The 19,071-nt window shown below is 67.9% G+C and carries 21 protein-coding genes; 9 read left to right on the plus strand and 12 right to left on the minus strand.

Annotated elements, in window-relative coordinates; translation table 11 throughout:
* Positions 1-15: 15 nt before the first annotated feature.
* Positions 16-732 carry a GNAT family N-acetyltransferase gene (locus tag Q1K09_RS06705; protein ID WP_300344158.1) on the plus strand — a complete coding sequence of 239 codons (717 nt, stop codon included), beginning with the start codon at positions 16-18 and terminating at the stop codon, positions 730-732.
* A 34-nt stretch (positions 733-766) separates the two neighbouring features.
* Here the strand turns inward: Q1K09_RS06705 and Q1K09_RS06710 are convergent, their stop codons facing one another.
* The 3 genes from Q1K09_RS06710 to Q1K09_RS06720 are packed head-to-tail and all read right to left on the minus strand — an operon-like array spanning position 767 to position 2,966.
* Positions 767-1,957 carry a glycine cleavage T C-terminal barrel domain-containing protein gene (locus Q1K09_RS06710; RefSeq protein WP_300344159.1) on the minus strand — a complete coding sequence of 397 codons (1,191 nt, stop codon included), beginning with the start codon at positions 1,955-1,957 and terminating at the stop codon, positions 767-769.
* A 13-nt stretch (positions 1,958-1,970) separates the two neighbouring features.
* Positions 1,971-2,093, minus strand: coding sequence for a hypothetical protein (locus Q1K09_RS06715; protein ID WP_300344160.1), 123 nt, complete (start codon positions 2,091-2,093; stop codon positions 1,971-1,973).
* 30 nt (positions 2,094-2,123) lie between these two features.
* A complete protein-coding gene (locus Q1K09_RS06720) occupies positions 2,124-2,966 on the minus strand; it encodes a hypothetical protein (protein ID WP_300344161.1) in 843 nt (280 codons plus the stop codon).
* Positions 2,967-3,050: 84 nt separating this feature from the next.
* Between Q1K09_RS06720 and Q1K09_RS06725 the strand changes: the two genes are divergently transcribed.
* The 8 genes from Q1K09_RS06725 (at position 3,051) to Q1K09_RS06760 (ending at position 10,169) form a co-directional block, all read left to right on the plus strand.
* The gene (locus Q1K09_RS06725) at positions 3,051-3,758 is read left to right on the plus strand and encodes a response regulator transcription factor (protein WP_300344205.1); all 708 of its coding nucleotides are present in this window, start codon (positions 3,051-3,053) and stop codon (positions 3,756-3,758) included.
* 188 nt (positions 3,759-3,946) lie between these two features.
* Positions 3,947-5,038, plus strand: coding sequence for a mycothiol synthase (gene mshD / locus Q1K09_RS06730; protein ID WP_300344163.1), 1,092 nt, complete (start codon positions 3,947-3,949; stop codon positions 5,036-5,038).
* 56 nt (positions 5,039-5,094) lie between these two features.
* On the plus strand, positions 5,095-6,111 hold the full coding sequence (locus Q1K09_RS06735) for an NUDIX hydrolase (protein WP_366909117.1): 1,017 nt from the start codon (positions 5,095-5,097) through the stop codon (positions 6,109-6,111).
* A gap of 57 nt (positions 6,112-6,168) precedes the next feature.
* Positions 6,169-6,504: a GNAT family N-acetyltransferase gene (locus tag Q1K09_RS06740; RefSeq protein WP_300344164.1), complete on the plus strand. Its 336-nt coding sequence runs from the start codon at positions 6,169-6,171 to the stop codon at positions 6,502-6,504.
* Positions 6,505-6,569: 65 nt separating this feature from the next.
* A complete protein-coding gene (locus tag Q1K09_RS06745; RefSeq protein WP_300344165.1) occupies positions 6,570-7,379 on the plus strand; it encodes a thymidylate synthase in 810 nt (269 codons plus the stop codon).
* A gap of 93 nt (positions 7,380-7,472) precedes the next feature.
* Positions 7,473-8,027 (plus strand): dihydrofolate reductase, encoded by a 555-nt coding sequence (locus Q1K09_RS06750; protein ID WP_300344166.1) that lies wholly within the window; start codon positions 7,473-7,475, stop codon positions 8,025-8,027.
* A gap of 63 nt (positions 8,028-8,090) precedes the next feature.
* The gene (asd, locus tag Q1K09_RS06755) at positions 8,091-9,293 is read left to right on the plus strand and encodes an aspartate-semialdehyde dehydrogenase (RefSeq protein WP_300344167.1); all 1,203 of its coding nucleotides are present in this window, start codon (positions 8,091-8,093) and stop codon (positions 9,291-9,293) included.
* Positions 9,294-9,326: 33 nt separating this feature from the next.
* Complete coding sequence (locus tag Q1K09_RS06760; RefSeq protein WP_300344168.1) at positions 9,327-10,169, plus strand: sulfurtransferase; 843 nt, start codon at positions 9,327-9,329, stop codon at positions 10,167-10,169.
* Positions 10,170-10,173: 4 nt separating this feature from the next.
* Here the strand turns inward: Q1K09_RS06760 and Q1K09_RS06765 are convergent, their stop codons facing one another.
* The 9 genes from Q1K09_RS06765 to Q1K09_RS06805 all read right to left on the minus strand — a co-directional run bounded on the left by Q1K09_RS06765 (position 10,174) and on the right by Q1K09_RS06805 (position 18,979).
* The gene (locus Q1K09_RS06765) at positions 10,174-10,851 is read right to left on the minus strand and encodes a hypothetical protein (RefSeq protein ID WP_300344169.1); all 678 of its coding nucleotides are present in this window, start codon (positions 10,849-10,851) and stop codon (positions 10,174-10,176) included.
* A gap of 440 nt (positions 10,852-11,291) precedes the next feature.
* The gene (locus Q1K09_RS06770; protein WP_300344170.1) at positions 11,292-12,116 is read right to left on the minus strand and encodes a fumarylacetoacetate hydrolase family protein; all 825 of its coding nucleotides are present in this window, start codon (positions 12,114-12,116) and stop codon (positions 11,292-11,294) included.
* Between the two features lie 107 nt (positions 12,117-12,223).
* Positions 12,224-13,372 carry a UDP-N-acetylmuramate dehydrogenase gene (locus Q1K09_RS06775; RefSeq protein ID WP_300344171.1) on the minus strand — a complete coding sequence of 383 codons (1,149 nt, stop codon included), beginning with the start codon at positions 13,370-13,372 and terminating at the stop codon, positions 12,224-12,226.
* A gap of 44 nt (positions 13,373-13,416) precedes the next feature.
* Positions 13,417-14,094 (minus strand): methionine ABC transporter permease, encoded by a 678-nt coding sequence (locus Q1K09_RS06780; protein WP_300344172.1) that lies wholly within the window; start codon positions 14,092-14,094, stop codon positions 13,417-13,419.
* A complete protein-coding gene (locus Q1K09_RS06785; RefSeq protein ID WP_300344174.1) occupies positions 14,091-15,155 on the minus strand; it encodes a methionine ABC transporter ATP-binding protein in 1,065 nt (354 codons plus the stop codon). The genes Q1K09_RS06780 and Q1K09_RS06785 overlap by 4 nt, the downstream gene beginning before the upstream one ends.
* Before the next feature lie 64 nt (positions 15,156-15,219).
* Positions 15,220-16,113, minus strand: coding sequence for a MetQ/NlpA family ABC transporter substrate-binding protein (locus Q1K09_RS06790; RefSeq protein WP_300344175.1), 894 nt, complete (start codon positions 16,111-16,113; stop codon positions 15,220-15,222).
* 393 nt (positions 16,114-16,506) lie between these two features.
* Positions 16,507-17,265: an amino acid ABC transporter ATP-binding protein gene (locus Q1K09_RS06795; RefSeq protein ID WP_300344176.1), complete on the minus strand. Its 759-nt coding sequence runs from the start codon at positions 17,263-17,265 to the stop codon at positions 16,507-16,509.
* The gene (locus Q1K09_RS06800) at positions 17,262-18,074 is read right to left on the minus strand and encodes an amino acid ABC transporter permease (protein ID WP_300344177.1); all 813 of its coding nucleotides are present in this window, start codon (positions 18,072-18,074) and stop codon (positions 17,262-17,264) included. The genes Q1K09_RS06795 and Q1K09_RS06800 overlap by 4 nt, the downstream gene beginning before the upstream one ends.
* Before the next feature lie 11 nt (positions 18,075-18,085).
* The gene (locus Q1K09_RS06805; RefSeq protein WP_300344178.1) at positions 18,086-18,979 is read right to left on the minus strand and encodes an ABC transporter substrate-binding protein; all 894 of its coding nucleotides are present in this window, start codon (positions 18,977-18,979) and stop codon (positions 18,086-18,088) included.
* Positions 18,980-19,071 lie beyond the last annotated feature (92 nt).

The raw sequence follows: 19,071 nt of genomic DNA on the forward strand, positions 1-19,071 counted from the left end.
GCGTAGAGTCGAGGCATGGCGCTGACCGAGCAGACCCGACGGATCGTCAATCTCGCCTGGGCGCGGATGCTGGGACAGCTCGACGACGCCCTGGAGACGGGAGATCCCGCCCACCGGATCGAGGTGATCAACGACGACACCGCCGCGGTCTCCTTCATCCAGCTCTTCGACCGCAGCATCCTCTCCGGCCCCGAGCCGGTGGTGGCTTCAGCCCGCGAGCTCAGCGCCGAGCAGCTGCGCTCTGAGCGCACCCTGCTGCAGACCACCCGGATGCACCACCCCGGCGCACGGATTCTGGGGGCGGGCCATCTGCTCTACTGCGAGGAGCCGCCGCAGCTTCAGCCGCGCACCGATGTGGCGGTGAGCTTCGATCCGGAGCATATCGCCGCGGTGATGGCAGACTCCCCGGCCGATGACGTCACGGCATCGGGTCTGGTGGATGCCTCCTGGGCGGCCGCGCTGCTGCAGGAGGGCGCCGGTGAGCAGGTGCTCGCTGCCGCCGGCCGCCAGGTGTGGCAGAAGATGCTGGGCCACCTGGGAGTGCTCACCGCCCCGGGCCACCGGGGCCGCGGCTATGGGGAATTCATCGCCTCGGTGGCGGTGGAGGAGGCGTTCATGGACGGCCTGGTTCCGCAGTGGCGGGCCGCCGGTGAGTCTCCTGCCTCACGCCGAGCCGCGCTGCGCCTGGGCTTCACCCAGGCCGGAACCCAGACCACCGTGCTGCTGCAGTGAGTCCGACCGCGGCGCATGCGGGCCGGCGCGCTGGTCAGGGGCGTCCGCGGAGGAAGTCGCCCTGGGGCCGGCCGACGGTCTTGCCGGCATCAGGCCGGACGATGACCTCCTGGGCCGCGGCGTAGAAGCTGAACTGGGGCTCCTGCTCCTGGGATGCGGCGTCCTCTGTGCCGGCGGCGTCGCGGACCACCAGCTGTGCAGACGGATCCACGCGGCGTTTGACCAGCGCCAGGGCGATCGGACCCATCTCATGGTGGCGGGCCACGGAGGTCACAGTGCCCACCGCCCGTTCCCCCGCCAGGGACTCGGGAGTCGCCGTCGTTCCCTCGGCCGGAGCCAGCACCTCCGCACCTTCGCGGGGAAGCGTATGCTCGCTGCCGTCCAGGTGGAGGAACACCAGCCGGCGGGGCGGATGGCCCAGATTATGCACGCGGGCCACCGTCTCCTGACCGCGGTAGCAGCCCTTGGACAGGTGAACGGCGGTGCGGATGAGGTCCAGTTCGTGCGGGATTGTCTTTTCGTCCACCTCGCGGGCCAGGCGCGGCCGCCAGGCGGCGATGCGCAGCGCCTCTGCGGCGTGCACGCCGGCCAGCTGCCAGTCCCGCTCCTGGAGGGTCTCCACGGTGTGCACCAGCTGCGCCCGCTCCACTAGGGTGAGCCTCCAGCTGTAGTCGGCCGCGGGGTGGTCGGACTCCTCCACTGCGGCGTAGCTCTCCGCCCCGGGGCCCAGGCGCGGCCACGGGTCCTCCCACACCACCGGCAGCAGTCCGGGCAGGTCCTCCGGCAGCGCGGCGGTGGAGCCGAGCAGGGCCACATCGCCGGTGCGCTCGGTGACCTCCACCCGCAGCATGAACTTCATCGACTCCAGCCACTGGGCGAGCACCGGTCCGTGCTCAGCTTCGGTGATGAGCCAGGCGGTCTCACCGTCGTCGACGACGGCGGCGTCGTGCTCGATCCGCCCGGAGATATCCAGCAGCAGCAGCTCCGTCGCCTCCCCGGGAGCCAGTGCGGAGACCTCCTGGGAGGACAGGGTGGTCAGCCAGGAGAGCCGGTCCTCGCCGGTGACGGTCACCACCGCCCGGTGGGAGAGGTCCACCACCGCACGGCCGGCCTCGAGCGCGCGCTGCTCCGGCACCGGCTGCCCATAGTGGCCGGCGACGGGAGCGTCGGCCCCCGCGGCGGCGACGGCGCCGGGCGTCTGCAGCAGCGGTGACTGGTAGGGCACGGCAGTCAATGGATCAGCGCTGACCCTTGTAGAGCCGTGAGAGGACAACCCAGGCGATCCAGCTGATGGTCACCACTGAGAGCACCAGCAGCCCGATGAAGAAGACTTCCAGCGCGAGAATCTGTGCGTCTGTCATGGCCGGAAGTCTACCTGAGCGGCGGCGGGCTCAGGCGAAGAGAAGACGCTCGGTGAAGTAGACCAGCGCCCCGGTGGCGGCGATGGGCGCTGCCCCGACCGCCAGCTGGGAGGCCAGCCCGGACGGGGGGCCCTGCAGCACCAGAAAGCGGCGGAAGCTGGCCAGCAGCGCCCCGGATGCGAGGCCCAGCGCGGCGGAGAACAGCAGGGTCAGCTCTCCCCACAGCAGGGTGGTGCACAGCGCTGCGGCGAAGGAGGCCGCCACCGTGGCCGGCAGGGCCACGGCATCGCGCAGCGGCAGGCAGGCGGCCGCCGATCCCGCCAGCAGCGCCAGAGCGGCCAGGGTCACCACTGAGAGCTCTCCTCCCGGGCCGGTGACCCCTAGGAATCCCCATTCCTCGTAGGGGAAGAGGCCGCGCACCTGCAGCAGTCCCAGGCCGACGTCGCCGTCGGCCCCGGCCATCCCGGCCGGATAGCGCAGCCCGGCCACCCAACCGGCCGCAGTGGTGGTCACCACCACTCCCCCGCAGGCGCCGAGGGTGGACTCCAACCGGTGGGGCTGTCCGGTGCCGCGCAGCACCTGGATGAGGAAGACCACCATGATTCCGAAGGCCAGCGCCACTGAGGACCAGAAGAACAGGGTGTCGACCCGGCTCACAATGGCTGCGCCCACTGCGGCGACCACACCGGCGCTGAAGATCACCGCCGAGAGGGAGCGCCGAGCGGTGACCCCCATCAGCTGCGGCCAGCCCACGGCCACCACTGCGCACAGCGCGCAGACCACCACGGTCAGCGCGGCGACACCGAGCCAGGCGGCGACGGCGAGCGCGGCTGCACCGCTGAGTGCGGCCAGGGCGACAGGGGCATACTTCACCTGACCCATCCTGCCAGAGGCGACCCCCGGTCAGCGGGCTATACTCAGGGACGACCGATGACAGGGACTCCGGAGGGCAGACCGATGGCTCAGGTGCTTCTGCTCTCGGACTCCCCGGAGGATGCTCTGCCGTCCCTGGAGCTGCTCAACCACCGGGTGCGGAGCTTTCCGGCGGAGGCCTCCTCGATCGTCCGGGCCCCGCAGGCAGAGTTGACCCTGATCGACGCTCGCACTCAGCTGGCCCACGCCCGCTCGCTGTGCCAGCTGGTGAAATCCGCCACCGCAGCACCGGTGATCCTGGTGGTCTCTGAGGCTGGTCTGCCCACGCTGAACGAGACGTGGCAGGCCGATGACTTTGTGCTCACCGGCGCCAGTCCCGGCGAGGTGGACGCGCGCATCCGCCTGGCCTCGGTGGAGGCCGAAGAGGAGAGCCCGACCGGCGAGATCCGGGCCGGGGCGATCGTGATCGACGAGACCACCTATATGGCCACCATCCACGGCAAGCTGCTGAACCTGACCTATAAGGAGTTCGAGCTGCTCAAGCACCTGGCCCTGCATCCTGGCCAGGTCTTCACCCGGGACCAGCTGCTGCACGATGTATGGGGATACGACTACTTCGGCGGCACCCGCACGGTGGATGTTCATATTCGGCGGCTGCGCTCCAAGCTGGGGCCGGAGCACGAATCACTCATCGGCACCGTGCGCAATGTGGGCTACCGGCTGATGGCGGAGGGCCCGGCGCAGCATGCGCCGACGGAGACCGATCCCGGTGCGGCCCCCGGCGGTTCCTGACCCGCCCCGGCTGCCGCACCCACGCACCTCCCCGGCTGCCCAGCTTTCGGGCCCCACCCCACTTTCAGCCACCCACCCCGTTCAACGTGTCGGATGGGCCCAAACTGCCCCCTTCTGCGGCCGAGTTTGGGCCCATCCGACACGTAAGTTCCCGGGGAGCTCGGGGGCGTGGCCGATACGGTAGGGATATGAGCAACCAGGCCCAGCCTCCGTCTGCCGGATCCCCCGCCGCAGGATCACCCTCCGACGCCTCCTGGGACGTGGAGGTACTCACCGGCCCAGTGGAGCCCGGCACAGCCGCGGCGGTGGAGGCCCTGGCTGAGGCCGCGCAGACGGCCGACGGCGCTCCGCCGTTCTCCGAGGAGACCCTGCTGCAGCTCCGGCGCAGCCGCGCCGGAGCTGGGTCGGTGCACGCTGGGTCGGAGCACGCGGGGCCGAAGCAGCTGAAGCTTCTGTGCGTCTGGGGCCCCGAGGGCGCCAGCGAGCCGGCCCGGCAGCTGCTCGGCGCTGCCGTCGTCGTGGATGAACAGCCCGAGCATCCCGACGCCGGCGGCGAGCTGCTCACCGAACTGGCCGTCCACCCCGATCACCGGGGTTCCGGCATCGGTGCCCAGCTGGCCGCCTCCTTGAGCGACACCGTGCTGCCGGAGTCGGCCGCGGCCCAGCACCGAGCCTGGGCCCATGGAGGCCACCCCGGGGCGCCCCAGCTGGCGCAGCGCTTCGGCTGGTCGCCGGTGCGCGAGCTGTGGCGCATGCGCCTGGAGAACTCGGTGGAGCTGCCGCACCGCCCGCTTCCGGAGGGAGTCCAGCTGCGCAGCTTCCGGCCAGGCGCCGACGAGCAGGACTGGCTGAGGGTCAACGCCCAGGCCTTCGCCGACCACCCCGAGCAGGGCCGGCTGGGCATGGAGGATCTCGCCGCCCGCATGGCTGAGGACTGGTTCGACCCCGCCGGTTTCCTGCTGGCCTGGGAGGGCCAGACTCTGCTGGGCTTCCACTGGACCAAGATCCATCCCGCTGAGGCCGGCGAGCGCCTCGGTGAGGTCTATGTGGTGGGGATCTCGCCTCAGGCGCAGGGCCGTGGGCTGGGGGCTGCGCTGACCCTGGCGGGGATCGAGCACCTGCGCAGCCGCCAGGTCGACGCGGTGATGCTCTACGTGGATGCCGGGAACACCGCAGCGGTTCGGCTCTACCAGAAGCTGGGGTTCACCGTTTGGACCACTGACGTGCAGTACGCCCCGGCCGATCAGGTCACACCGAAGCACGCTGAGCAGCCTGAGTGAGTGCCGCCGAACAGCCTGAATGAGTTCCCTCCGGGAGCGCCTGGTATCTTGCAGTCGTGACCGAATCGAAGGCTCTGGCCGAGGTGCCCCGCCGCCGCACCGCCACTGTGCACGACGTCGGAATCGATGCAGAGATCCTGGCCGCCGGAGCAGTGTGCTGGCGACTGCACAAAGGCGAGCTGCAGGTGCTGCTGATCCACCGGCCCCGGTATGACGACTGGTCCTTCCCCAAGGGCAAGCTCGACGCCGGAGAGACGCTGCCGGAGTGCGCCGTCCGCGAGGTGAGCGAGGAGATCGGGCTGAAGATGCGGCTGGGCGTCCCGCTGCCGATCACCCGGTATTCGGTGACCAAACAGACCCGGCAGGGCACGCAGGCCCGGAGCAAGGCAGTCTGGTACTGGGCCGCCGAGATTCTGGAGGGCCGCCCCCGCCCCGACGGCGAGGAGACCGACGACGTCCGCTGGGTCACTCCGCAGCAGGCTCGCGAGATGCTCACCAATGAGGGAGACTGCGCGCCCCTGGACGAGCTGGAGCGGCTGCACGAGGCGCACCAGCTGCGCACGGTGCCGTTCATTGTGCTGCGCCACGCCAAAGCCAAGCCGCGCTCCTCCTGGTCCAAGGCTGAGTCCGAGCGGCCGCTGGCGGCCACCGGCAAGCGGCAGGCCAAAGCGGTGGAGCGGCTGCTGACGGCCTGGCGGCCCCGCCAGCTGCACTGCAGCCCGTGGAAGCGCTGTGCGGAAACCATCGCGCCGTATGTGAAGAAGCATCGCCACCGGATCAAATACCGTAAGCCGCTGACGGAGAAGCGCGCCCGGCAGTCACCGCGGAAGACGGCCTCGCGGGTGCGCAAGTCCCTGGAATGGGTCCAGCCCTCCCTGGTGTGCACCCACCGGCCCGTGCTGCCCATCGTCCTGGAGGAGCTCTCCCGCTGGCTTCGCGAGCCCGAGCTGGCCTCCACCCTGCCTGACAAGGACCCCTATCTCAGCCCGGGCGGGGTGGTGGTGGCCCAGCAGGCCATGGACCTCGGCGGGCGGATCGTGTCCCTGGAGATCTACAACCCCTTCGAGGACTGACTCCCCCGGCACCGCGGGAACCGTGACACACCTCACATGCGCCGATAGCCTGGATGCATGAGCCAGCAGAAGAACGTCCACCCCACCGCCGAGCTGCACATCGATTCCGACCGGTGCCGCGCCGAGCTGTGGGACACCATCGACGGGCAGCGCACGTTCATCGGCTTCATCGGCTACACCGAGGAGACCATCGGCGGCGAGCCGGTGTGGCGACTGATGCATACCATCGTCAACGAACGCTTCGGCCGGCAGGGCTACGCCCGGGCCCTGGTCACCCTGCTGCTGGAGAAGCTGGCATCGGAGGGCAAGCAGTTCACCTCCGAATGCACCTACATCGACCACTACCTGTCCCGCTATCCGGAGTACCGCAGGAACCAGGCGCTGCTGGCCTGAGCGGAGACCGGGTGGTCCCGGCACGGCGCAGCGCGGCCGGGCCGGCGCCTCGGTAGGATGACGCTGTGAGCTCCGCAATCCCCACCCCGTATGAGGACCTGCTGGCCGATGTGCTGGAGCACGGCAGTCCGAAGACCGACCGGACCGGCGTCGGCACGCGCAGCGTGTTCGGCCGCCAGATCCGCTTCGACCTCACCTCCTCCTTCCCGCTGATCACCACCAAGCGGGTGCACTTCAAAGCCGTGGCGCTGGAGCTGCTGTGGTTCCTGCGCGGGGACTCCAATGCCCGCTGGCTGCAGGAGCGCGGAGTGCGGATCTGGAACGAATGGGCCGACGACGACGGCGACCTGGGCCCCATCTACGGGGTGCAGTGGCGCTCCTGGCCCACCCCCGGCGGCGGGAGCGTCGACCAGATCAGCCAGCTGGTGGAGCAGCTGACGTCTCAGCCGGACTCACGCCGTCATGTGGTGACTGCATGGAACCCCGGCCAGCTGGAGGAGATGGCGCTGCCTCCCTGCCACATCCTCTTCCAGTTCTACGTCGCCGACGGGACCCTGTCCTGCCAGCTCTATCAGCGCAGCGCAGACATGTTCCTCGGCGTGCCGTTCAACATCGCCTCCTACTCCCTGCTGACGCACATGCTCGCCCAGCAGACCGGCCTGCAGCCGGGAGAGTTCATCTGGACCGGCGGCGACTGCCATATCTACGACAACCACGTGGACCAGGTGCGCGAACAGCTCTCCCGGGACCCCTACCCCTATCCTCAGCTGCGCCTGAAGCGTACGCCGGAGTCGATCTTCGACTACGCCTATGAGGATTTCGAAGTCCTCAACTACCAGCACCACCCCACTATCAAGGCGCCAGTCGCCGTCTGAGCCGCCCAGACGGATCGAGCCGCCACCGCGCACCACAGAACCTGCGCCCCCTCGCCGCTGGACACTGACCTCGATCTTCAGGAGCACAGAACTATGACGACGACGCCCCCCGCCTCTGCCGTGGTCGGAGTCATCTGGGCCCAGACCACCTCCGGCGTGATCGGCGCCGAGGGCACCATGCCCTGGCATGTGCCGGAGGACCTGGCCTACTTCAAGCAGGTCACCCACGGATGCCCGATGATCATGGGGCGCCGCACCTGGGAGTCCCTGCCGGAGGCCTACCGCCCGCTGCCGGGCCGGACCAATATTGTGGTCACCTCCAACACAGAGCGGGCCGTCGAGCTGGGCGCCCAGGGCGCACTGACCGCCGAATCCCTGGAGGAGGCCGTGGCCACCGCCGCAGCCCACACCCAGTCCAGCTCCGCAGTGTGGATCATGGGCGGAGGCTCTATCTACGCCGAAGCCCTGGAGAAGAACCTGGCGCGCGTGGCCTCCATCACCCAGTTGGACCTGCAGGTCGAGGGCGACACCTACGCGCCTGAGCTGGACCCCGAGCAGTGGCAGCTGATCTCCTCAGCTCCGGAGCAGGGCTGGCAGCAGTCGGAGTCCGGCATCGGCTACCGGTTCGAGACCTACGCCCGCCGCTGAGTCCGGCCCGCAGCCCGGCACCGCCGGGAATAGCTCACCGCCAGGTTCGTTACGCTGGGCACTATGACTTCTGTGCTTGATGACTCCTCTGCCCAGACCACCGGCGAGCGCCAGACGCCGTCGGTGGGGCTCATCGGCTGGCGCGGCATGGTCGGCTCCGTGCTGACGCAGCGCATGCTGGATGAGGGCGACTTTGCCCACATCAACCCGGTGTTCTTCTCCACCTCCAACGCCGGCGGCGCCGCACCTGAGTTCGACGGCGTCTCCGCCGAGGAGACCACGCTGCAGGACGCCTACGACATCGACACCCTGGCCAAGCTGCCGATCATCGTCACCATGCAGGGCGGGGACTACACCAATGAGGTCTACCCGAAGCTGCGCGCCGCCGGATGGGACGGCATCTGGATCGACGCCGCCTCCGCACTGCGGATGTCGGAGAACTCCATCATTGTGCTGGACCCGATCAACCGGGACGTGATCGACGCCGGACTGAAAGCTGGAGTCAAGGAGTTCGTCGGCGGCAACTGCACCGTCAGCTGCATGCTGATGGGCCTGGGCGGACTGTTCAAGCAGGACCTGGTGGAGTGGGGCACCGCTATGACCTACCAGGCGGCCTCCGGCGGGGGCGCGAAGCACATGCGCGAACTGCTCACCCAGTTCGGCGATCTGCACGGCACCGTCGCCGCCGAGCTCAGTGATCCGGCCAGCGCCATCCTGGAGATCGACCGCAAAGTGCTGGCCAGCCAGCGCGGCGAGCTGGACGCCTCCCAGTTCGGTGTGCCTCTGGCGGGCTCGCTCATCCCCTGGATCGACGCGGACCTGGGCAACGGCGTCTCCAAGGAGGAGTGGAAGGGCGGCGTCGAGACGAACAAGATCCTCGGCCGCGGCGAGAACCTGGCCCCCGGGGTGACCCGGCGCGGCGAGAGCATCCCGTTCGAGTCGCTGTGCGTGCGCATCGGCGCGCTGCGCTCCCACTCCCAAGCGCTGACCCTGAAGCTTCGCGAGGACATCCCGGTTTCGGAGATCGAGCAGATCATCGACTCCGGCACCGAATGGGCCTCCGTGGTGCCCAATGAGAAGGACGCCACCATGAATCAGCTGACTCCGGTGGCCGCCACCGGTGAGCTGACCATCCCGGTGGGCCGCATCCGGAAGCTGGAGATGGGCCCGGAGTACATCTCCGCCTTCACTGTGGGCGACCAGCTGCTCTGGGGCGCTGCGGAGCCGCTGCGCCGCATGCTGATGATCACTATCGGCCAGCTCTGAGCAGTTCCCGGGCAGCACTGTACAGTCAGTGGCATGACCCCTCTGATCACACCTGAGGAACTGCATCGACGCATTGCCGACGGCGCATCAGGGCTGCGCATCCTAGATGTCCGCTGGCAGCTGGACAAGCCTGAGGGCCGGGAGGACTGCCGGGCCGGCCATATTCCGGGCGCGGTCTACGTGGACCTGGGCACTGAGCTCTCCGAGCCGGGGCTGCCGCTGACCCGGGGGCGCCATCCGCTGCCGAGTCTGACCCGGCTTCAGGCCGCCGCCCGCCGCTGGGGCATCCACGACGGCGACACCGTGGTGGTCTATGACGCAGCGGGCAACACCTCCGCCGCGCGGGCCTGGTGGCTGCTGCGCAGCACCGGGGTGACCGATGTGCGGGTGCTCGACGGCGCTCTGGCGGGCTGGAAAGCAGCCGGGTTCGAGCTCGAGTCCGGGGCGGTGGAGCCGGCTGAAGGCACTGTGACGCTGACCGGGGACCACCTGGAGCAGCTGGACATCGACGACGTCGCCAGCTTCCTGCAGCGCGGCACCCTGATCGACGCCCGCGCGGCTGAGCGCTATCGGGGTGAGGTGGAGCCTCTGGACCCGCGGCCCGGGCATATCCCCGGGGCGCTCAGCATCCCGACGGCGGGCAATCTTGATGATTCCGGACGCTTCCTGGCCCCGGAGCAGCTCAGGGAGCGGTTCCTGTCACACGGGGTGGACCCGCAGCGGCCCACGGCGGCCTACTGCGGGTCCGGCGTCAATGCCTGCCACGCCCTGCTGGCTCTTCAGCTGGCCGGCTTCGACGCGGTGCTCTACCCAGGATCCTTCAGCGAATGGTCGCGGGATCCCGACCGCCCGGTGCGAACCGGGGAGAGCCCGTAGCCGTTCAGGCGAAGGCCGTCTGGTAGGCGGCCTGAAGCTGCGCGGCCATGAACTGGGCGATCGCCCGGGTGGCCGGCAGCCGTCCCGCTTCACGCTCGCCCTCTTCCACTGCCGCGTTGTAGTTGGTGTTGGTATTGATGTCGTAGACCACCTGCCGGCCGTCGGCGGTCTCAATGATCTCCACTCCGGCCAGCTGGATCTGGTGCTCCTGCAGCAGAGCGGCCAGCCGGGTGATCAGCGGGGTCTGTGCGGTGATGTCTTCGCGCCGCTGGAACTGCGGCGCGGCGGCTGCGGCGTCGTCGTCGGTGTGGTCATGTTCGGGCACCGAGCAGACGGCTGCGGCGATTCCCGGCTGCCCCACCTGGCAGGCGTCCGCCGGGCACAGCTCGAAGGACCCGCCGGAGACATCGACCTTCACCGCATAGTGGAACTGCCCGCCGATGAACTCAGAGCGGGTGATGAATGGCTCGGCAGGCTGGACGTACTCCTGCAGCAGGATGATCCCGTCAATCGACTCATTCTCGCCCCCGGGGGCGAAGTCCTTCACGGCGGCAGCGAGTTCCTGGTGAGAGTCGAAGCGCCGCACACCCAGGCCCTTGCCGCCCTGGTTGTGCTTGGTGATGAACGGCGGGGTGAAGGTCTCCGCAGCCTGGGCGAGCTGCTGATGGCCGAAGACCGCCACAGTGCGGGGAACGTCGAATCCGCGGCGGGAGAGCTCGCGGTGCTGACGGATCTTGGAGACCTCCAGCTCGTAGACCTCCGCTCCGGTTGAGCACCGTCCGGTCGGCGGCTTCCAGCCAGGCCATCACGGCCCGCCCGTAGTCCTTGACGTGCGGGTCGGTGCGGGTGTGGGAGGAGGCGGAGAGGCGGGACCAGAAGATCCCCTGCGGCGGCTCGGCGGAGAGGTCCAGAATCGTCTCAGGCAGCAGCCATTCGCAGAACGGAACCCCTTCGGCCTCCAGAGCCTCGGCGAAGGGCGGGATCCATTCGGGGTTGTCGTGAATGATGTAGACCGTGGGGGTATCGGCTGCGGGAAGACTCATCTGTGCCATAGCGAGCACAACGATGCGTGCCGCAGCGGCATTTCTCTATGACGTTTCGTGACACATAGGCACAGCCGGCTCAGGGCTCTACCATACGCGAGCTCATCGAACCGATGTCCTCAATCTCCACCTCAACAGTGTCGCCGGCCTTCAGGTAGACCTGCGGGTCGCGGGCCCGGCCCACACCGCCGGGAGTTCCGGTGAGCACCACATCGCCGGGCTTCAGCGGCAGCATGGTGGAGATGTAGGCGACCAGCTGCTCAGGGGTGAACACCAGGTCTCCGGTGGAGTGCTCCTGCATGACCTCCCCGTTCACCCGGGTGCGCAGGGTCGAGGCCTGGTAGTCGAAGTCGTCGGCGGTGACCATCACCGGTCCCAGCGGGGTGGACTTGGCCCAGATCTTGCCCTGCAGCCATTCAGAGGAGCGGAACTGCCAGCCGCGCATGGAGATGTCATTGGCCGCGGTGTAGCCGGCGATAGCCGAGGCCGCTTCCTCCTCCGTGGCGCGGTAGACCTCGGAGCCGACCACCAGAACCAGCTCACCCTCCCAGTCCAGTTCGGGATCCTCCTCAACGGCGACGACGTCGTCGAACGGCCCGGTGAGGGTCTCGGGGAACTTGGCGAACAGGGTAGGGTACGTTGGCAGCTCCCGGCCCATCTCCTGGATGTGACTGCGGTAGTTCAATCCCACACAGATGACCTTGCCCGGGGTCGGCACCACGGCCTCCAGCTGCGCCTCGGCGGCCGGGAGACGCTCACCGTCGGCCGCTGCAGCGGTGGCCTGCCAGTCCTGAGTCTTCACCAGCTCGCCCACGGAGGCGACACCGTCGATGACGACCCAGTCCTGACCCTCCTGCCGAGCGGCAACGGTCGCGCCGTCGCGGCGCAGAGTAGCAAGCTTCACGGATCCTCCCCTTCGGTGTAGGTGCGCTGGCAACTGAGCTTATCGACGATCGGCTGGTCGCCGAACCGAAAGGAGCAGGCCTGTTCCGCGGACCGGCACGTGGCGGATCAGAGGCTGCAGCCGATCAGCACCGGCTCCGGATGCAGGGTGATGCCGAACGTCTGACGCACGCGGTCTCGGGCGGCGCGGGCCACGGTGAGCAGGTCCTCGGTGCGGGCATCGCCCCGGTTGGTCACCGCCAGGGTGTGCTTGGTGGACAGGGATGCGCGCCCGTCCACCAGGTCGGCCCCGAACCCGCGGCCGCAGCCTGCCCGGTCGATCAGCCAGGCGGCGGAGAGCTTGACCAGTGGTTCGCCGTCGTCGTCCGTTCCCGCTGGAAACTGGGGGGCCTGCGGGGGCAGCTGCGCGGCAGCTGACGCCGGAACAATCGGGTTGGTGAAGAAGGAGCCGGTGGACCAGGTGTCATGGTCCTGCTCATCGAGCACCATGCCTTTGCCCGCGCGCAGCTGCAGCACCGCGTTCCGCACCTTCTGCAGCGGCGCGCGCCGCTGATCCTCCGGCGCCTCCGGGTCCAGGCCCAGGGTTCGGGCCAACTCGGCGTAGCGCACCGGAGCCGAGAGCGCTTCACCTGCACGGTGGGTCAGCCGGAACCGCACCGAGAGCACCACATAGCGCGGCGAGCCGGCCACGGTGGTGCGCTTCAGCACAGAGTCCCGGTACCCGAACTGCATCTGTTCGGCGGAGAGGACCACCAGCTCTTCCTCTGCGCGGTCCCAGACGCGGGCGTCCACCAGGGTCTGGGAGACCTCTGCGCCGTAGGCGCCGACGTTCTGCACTGGGGTGGCGCCGGCCGCCCCGGGGATCCCGGAGAGCGCCTCCAGGCCGGTGAGGCCGCGCTCCACCGTCCAGGCCACCACGGCGTCCCAGTCATGGCCGGCGGCGACGGTGATCTCCACCGCCTCGGTCTCCACCGGCTCTGCGCTGATCCCGGAGAACGCCAGCTGCAGCACAGTGCCGCCGAAGCCGGCGTCAGCCACCAGGAGGTTCGACCCGCCGCCGAGGACCAGCAGGGTGTCCTCGCCAGCCTCACGGACGCTGTCAGCCGGCAGCGGATGGGCCTGCAGCACATCCAGGGCATCGTGCTCATTCTCAGCGACGATCCAGTCCCCGGCGGGACCGCCCACCCGGGCAGTGGTGTGCTGGCTGAACAGCCGCGGCGCGGCCGGGGCGACGATGGGGAAATCTGCGGTGGTCACTCCCCCAGCCTACCGGCGCAGCAGCCCGCGGGTCGGCGCAGTGCTCAGCGTCGCAGCACCTTTCGAGCGGCAAGGTTTCCGGCAATCTGAAGCAGCTGCACCATCACGACCACCACTGCTACTGCAAGCCAGGTGACTTCGTGGCGGAAACGCTGGTAGCCCTCCGTGATGGCGAAATTGCCCAGTCCACCGCCGCCGACGATGCCCGCCAGCGCCGACATGTCGATCAACGCGATGACAACGAAGGTGTAACCCAGAATGAGCGGCCCGAAGGCCTCCGGGAGCATCACAGTCAGGATGATCCGCAGTCTGGACGCGCCCATGGCGCGCGCCGCCTCGATCACCCCGGGATCGATGCTCACCAGATTCTGCTCCACAATGCGGGCGATGCCGAAGGTGGAGGCCCACACCATCGCGTGGATCACTACGTCATTTCCGATCCCCGTGCCGATGATCTGCAGCGCCATCGGCTGCAGCGCAGCCAGCAGGATGATGAACGGGATGGGACGGATGGTGTTGACCACGGTGTTCAGCGTCCAATAGACGCCTGCATTGGCCAGCAGCCCTCCGGGACGGGTCGTGTAGAGCAGCATCCCCAGGACAAGCCCGATGCCGCCGCTGATGGCAAACGTAAACGCCACCATGTAGAGCGTCTCCTGGGTGGCGCTCCACAGCTCAGGCCCGTAGTAGCTCCAGTCCAAGTTCTGGTACTGCTCGATCACTGCTCCTTCACCTCCTCCACAGGGCTGACCGCGGCCAGCTGGTCGATGAACCCCTGCGTCGCCTCGTCGGGCCCTTCCACGGCGATGGTCAGCAAGCCGTAGGAGGCATTCTTGGTGGTGCTCATTCCGCCGTGCACGATCTGAAACGTCACACCGAACTGACCGGCCCGCCCCAGAGTCGCGCTGACAGCTGACGAATCCTTCAGCGAGACCGTCACCAGACGCCCGGACGTGCCGGCGCGAATCCGCTGCAGGTCCTCAGCGGTGGGACGGTCCTTCAGCGCGGAGCCTACGAAGCTGCCCTGGTGCTCTTCGCGCACGCTGGAGAATACGTCGTAGACCAGCCCTTCCTCCGTGATGCGGCCGGCATCCATCACCGCCACACGATCGGCGATCGCCCGGATCACCTCCATCTCATGGGTGATGGCCACGATGGTGATACCCAGCTCCTCATTGGCCCTGCGCAGCAGCCGCAGCACCTCGCCCGTGGTGGAGGGGTCCAGCGCGGATGTGGATTCGTCGGCCAGCAGAATGTCCGGCTTGGCGGCCAGCGCCCGGGCGATCCCCACCCGCTGCTTCTGTCCGCCGGAGAGCTGTTCGGGGTAGGAGTCGGCCTTATCCGACAGGCCCACAAATTCCAGCAGCTCTGCGACCCGCTTCTCCCGCTCAGCGCGAGACCATCCGGCCACCTTCAAGGGGTAGGCCACATTCCCCGCCGCTGTGCGGGAGGAGAAGAGGTTGAACTGCTGGAAGACCATGCCGATCCGGCGCCGCACGTGACGCAGCTGTGACTCGGAGAGCCCTGAGATGTCCCGGCCCAGGACTCGGACAGTACCGCTGGTGGGGCGCTCCAGCCCGTTGATGAGGCGGATGAGCGTCGATTTCCCAGCGCCGGAGAATCCGATGACGCCGTACACCTCCCCGGTCCGCACAGTGAAGGAGACATTGTCGACGGCGGTGACCGAGCTGCTCCTGCCGGTGCGGAAGGTGCGGGTCACGCCGCTGAGTTCGATCAGCGGGTCTCCCGGCGCCTGGGGACCACTGGCGAACGATGCGCTCACAGGCTGTTTCCTTTCGGGAAGCCGGTATCTGGGGATGCGTAGGTGTCAGAAGCTGCCGAGCGCCTCACTGTCCCTCCTGAAGCGCCTCCTCGTACTCGGTCAGGGACTGCTGCAGCTCCTCCGCGCTGACATCGTCGACCGCAACGGAGGTGCCGTTGGAGCGTTCGGCCATGATCTCCAGCACCCGCTCATCGTGATAGAGCGCGGCAATCTCAGCCAGCGCCTCGTTATTCACGTCGTCCTCGCGCACCACGAAGGCGTTGATGTAGGGAAACGCCGAGGGATCGGAGGGGTCGTCGGCGTAGATCCCATCATTCAGCGGATCCAGCTCGGCATCCTGCGCGAAGTTGTTGTTGATGACCGCGCCCTCCACGGACTGCAGGGCGTTGACAGTCTGCGCAGCATCCACCGGGTGCAGCTCCACGGTGGAGGCAGCTTCATCCACGTGGCGCGGTTCCGGCTGGGGAGTCTCCTCGGCGAGCTCCACCAGGCCGGCGGCGACCAGCACATTGATCGCCCGGCCCTGATTGACCGGATCATTCGGGATGGCCACGACGTCGCCGTCGGAGAACTCCTCGACGTCGTCATACTCATTGGAGTACAGCGTCAGCGGAACGATTTCAGTGGGCGCGATGGGCTGCAGATTATCGCCGGAGCTGACATTGTGCTCGGCAAGGAAGGCGATGTGCTGGAACCAGTTGGCGTCGAGGTCGCCATTGGTCAGCGCCGGGTTGGGCTGGTTGTAGTCGGTGAAGTTGACCAGCTCCACCTCATAGCCGAGCTCCTCCTCGGCGATTCGGGCCAGCTCCCGGTGGGCCTCATGTTCGTTGGCGACCCCGATGGTGAACGAGGTCTGGTCCTCCTGGAGCGCTTGCGTCTCACCTCCGCCTCCGCAGGCGGTGGCGGCAAGCAGGGCTACTGCCAGGACTGAGGCGGCTGCGCGGGTGCGTGCGGGCATAGGGAATCCTCCTAGTGGGCGCGCAGGCACGGCGGCCTGCACTGAAAGATGGGTTCGGGGCGAGGTGAGGAGCGGTCCGTCCCGTCGGACCGCGAATCGGCGCGCGTCAGCGCCTTGGCACGGGGGGACTCATCGGCTCCGGTGTCCTCTCGATGCTGCTCTTGCCCACTCCGAGCAGTGACGCACTCAGCGCCAGGAGCAGGCCGCATCCATGATCCTGACCACCCGTGAACATGGGGTTGGTGCGCGGCCCGATAAGGATCGTGACGACCGCGTCTCGCGATGCTCAGCTCAGCCTACCGGACGACCACCGTCGGCACCGGTGAACATACTTCATAATCTGTCATATTATGTTCAATCCGGTTGGGCGCCCGGCACGACGGCGCCGGGCCGCTACTCAGCCAGCGGGTTGAGCACTCTGCGCAGGAAGTCCTGGGTGCGCGGCTGCTGGGGATCGCCGATGACCTCCTGGGCCGGGCCCTCCTCCACCACCACGCCCTGGTCCATGAAGACCACGCGGTCGGCGACCTCGCGGGCGAAGCCCATCTCATGGGTCACCACGATCATCGTCATACCGGCCTCGGCCAGGCTGCGCATACTGGTCAGCACGTCCCCGACAGTCTCCGGATCCAGCGCGGAGGTCGGCTCGTCGAACAGCATCAGCTGCGGCTTCATGGTCAGCGCCCGGGCGATGGCAACCCGCTGCTGCTGCCCCCCTGAGAGCTGCGCGGGCCTGCGGTCGGCCAGGTCTTTCAGCCCCACCTGGTCCAGCTGGCGCAGCGCCTCCTCCTCCGCCTCGGATGCCGACTGCTTCAGCACCCGGCGCGGGGTCAAGGTGCAGTTCTCCAGCACGCTCAGATGCGGAAAGAGGTTGAACTGCTGGAAGACCATGCCGATCCGGCGTCGCATGGCGTCCAGGTTCACATCCGGGTCGGTGGCCTCAAACTGCCCGACCGTGATGCGGCCGGCATCGGGATCCTCCAGCCGGTTCACGCAGCGCAGCAGCGTGGACTTCCCGGAACCGGAGGCACCGATCAGGCAGACCACCTCGCCGGGGTCAACCCGCATGCTGATTCCCTTGAGGACCTCATTGTCGCCGAAGGACTTGTGGAGGTCCTCGATGACGACGCCGGCTGCCTGCTCGTCGCTCATGCTTTCACCTTCTTCTTCCGCGACGCCTTCGCCGGACCGCGTGCCTCCAGGCGTCGGGCCAACAGGGACAGCGGCACCGTAATGATCAGGTAGCAGAACCCGGCCACCACCAGGGGAGTCATGCCGGCCTGGTACATAGTGATGCCGTCGCGGCCCATCTTGGTCAGCTCGGCGGCTGCGCCGGCCATGCCCACCACGTAGATCAGCGACGAATCCTTGGTCAGCAGGATGGCCTCATTGGTCAGCGGAGGCAGCACAATGCGGAAGGCCTGGGGAATCTGGATGCTCACCATGGCGCGCCAGGCCGGCATGCCCAGCGCCCGGGCGGCTTCCACCTGACCTGCGGGCACCGCCTGCAGGCCGGCACGGATGGTCTCGGCGATATAGGCCGATCCCACGATCGCCAGCGCAGTGGCGGCGGTCTGCAGCGTGCTCAGGTTCAGCCCGAAGGCCAGCGAGGCTCCGAAGCCCAAGGCGATGAACACCAGGATGGCCGGGATGCCGCGGAAGAACTCGATATACGCCGTGGCGATCCAGCGGTAGACCGGGAAGGAGGCCAGGCGCATCAGCGCCAGCAGCGTGCCGGCGAGCAGGCCGAAGAGGAACCCGAAGAAGGTGTACTGGATTGTATTGACCAGTCCGGTGGTGATCACCCCGGGGAACATCGGGGCCACAGGCTCTAGGTTGAAGAAGCTCTGCTGGACCGCTCCCCAGTCGATGATCACCGTCAGCACCGCCACAGCGATGACGAACACCGCTGCTTGGATGCCGAGGCTCAGCTGCCTCCGCTTACGGTTCGATAGCGCCATAGACGGCCGGGTCAGTCCTCGTCGTCATCGTCGTCATCGTCGGCCTCTTCGGGAGTCTCGCCCGACTCGAACCAGACCTGCTCGATCTCATCCAGTGCGCCGGTGGACTCCAGTTCGGCCAGCACCTGGTTGACCGCGTCGATGAGCTCCTGATTCTCCAGCTGAGCGGCAATGCCCAGCTGCTCGCCGGTGTCGATCTCTTCGACGAAGACGTATTCATCGGAGTCACCGGCCTGGTAGCCGAGGATGGAGATATTGCCGATCAGGGCGTCCACCTGCCCGGCCTCCAGACCCTGCAGCATCAGGCCGGAGTCCTCATATCCCACTGCGTCGATGCCTTCCTCGGTGGCGTAGTCATCCCCCGTGGTGGCGGTCTGCACGCCGACCGTGGCTCCATCAAGGTCTGCGGTGGACTCAATGCCGGACTCAGCGGTGGCCAGCAGTCCCAGATTGTCATCCAGGTAGGGATCGCTGAAGAGCATATTGCCGGAGCGCTCTTCAGTGATCGTCATCCCGGAGATCGCCAGGTCACAGTCCTGGGCATTGAGTGCGACACCGGACTCAATGCCGTCCCAGGAGGACTCGATGATCTCCAGCTCAAGGTCCAGGGCGTCGGCGATAGCTTCGGCAACGTCGATGTCGAAGCCGACCACCTCGCCCTCGTCGCTGTAGTACTCGAACGGCGGGTAGGGCACATCGGAGCACACCTGCAGGGTGCCCGCGCTGATGGTGGTCACGTCGGCGTCGACGGTGACGTCCGCCTCCACCTGCGCTTCGGCGTCCACCTCGCTGCCGGCCTCGTCGTCGTTGTCGCCGCCGCAGGCGGTCAGGGCCAGGGCAGCCGCTGAGGCCAGGGCGAGTCCGGTCAGCCACGGCTTATCGGAGGTGGGAGCGGTGTAGCGCATGTTGGGTTCCTCATTCGGTGGTGAGCTGGAAAGTATCAGCTGATTAAAGTATCAGCTGATTATAGGCCGGGGAGCTGTTTCGGGCAGATGGC

The organism is Nesterenkonia sp. (genome assembly GCF_029265375.1).
In the GTDB taxonomy this organism is placed as follows: domain Bacteria; phylum Actinomycetota; class Actinomycetes; order Actinomycetales; family Micrococcaceae; genus Nesterenkonia.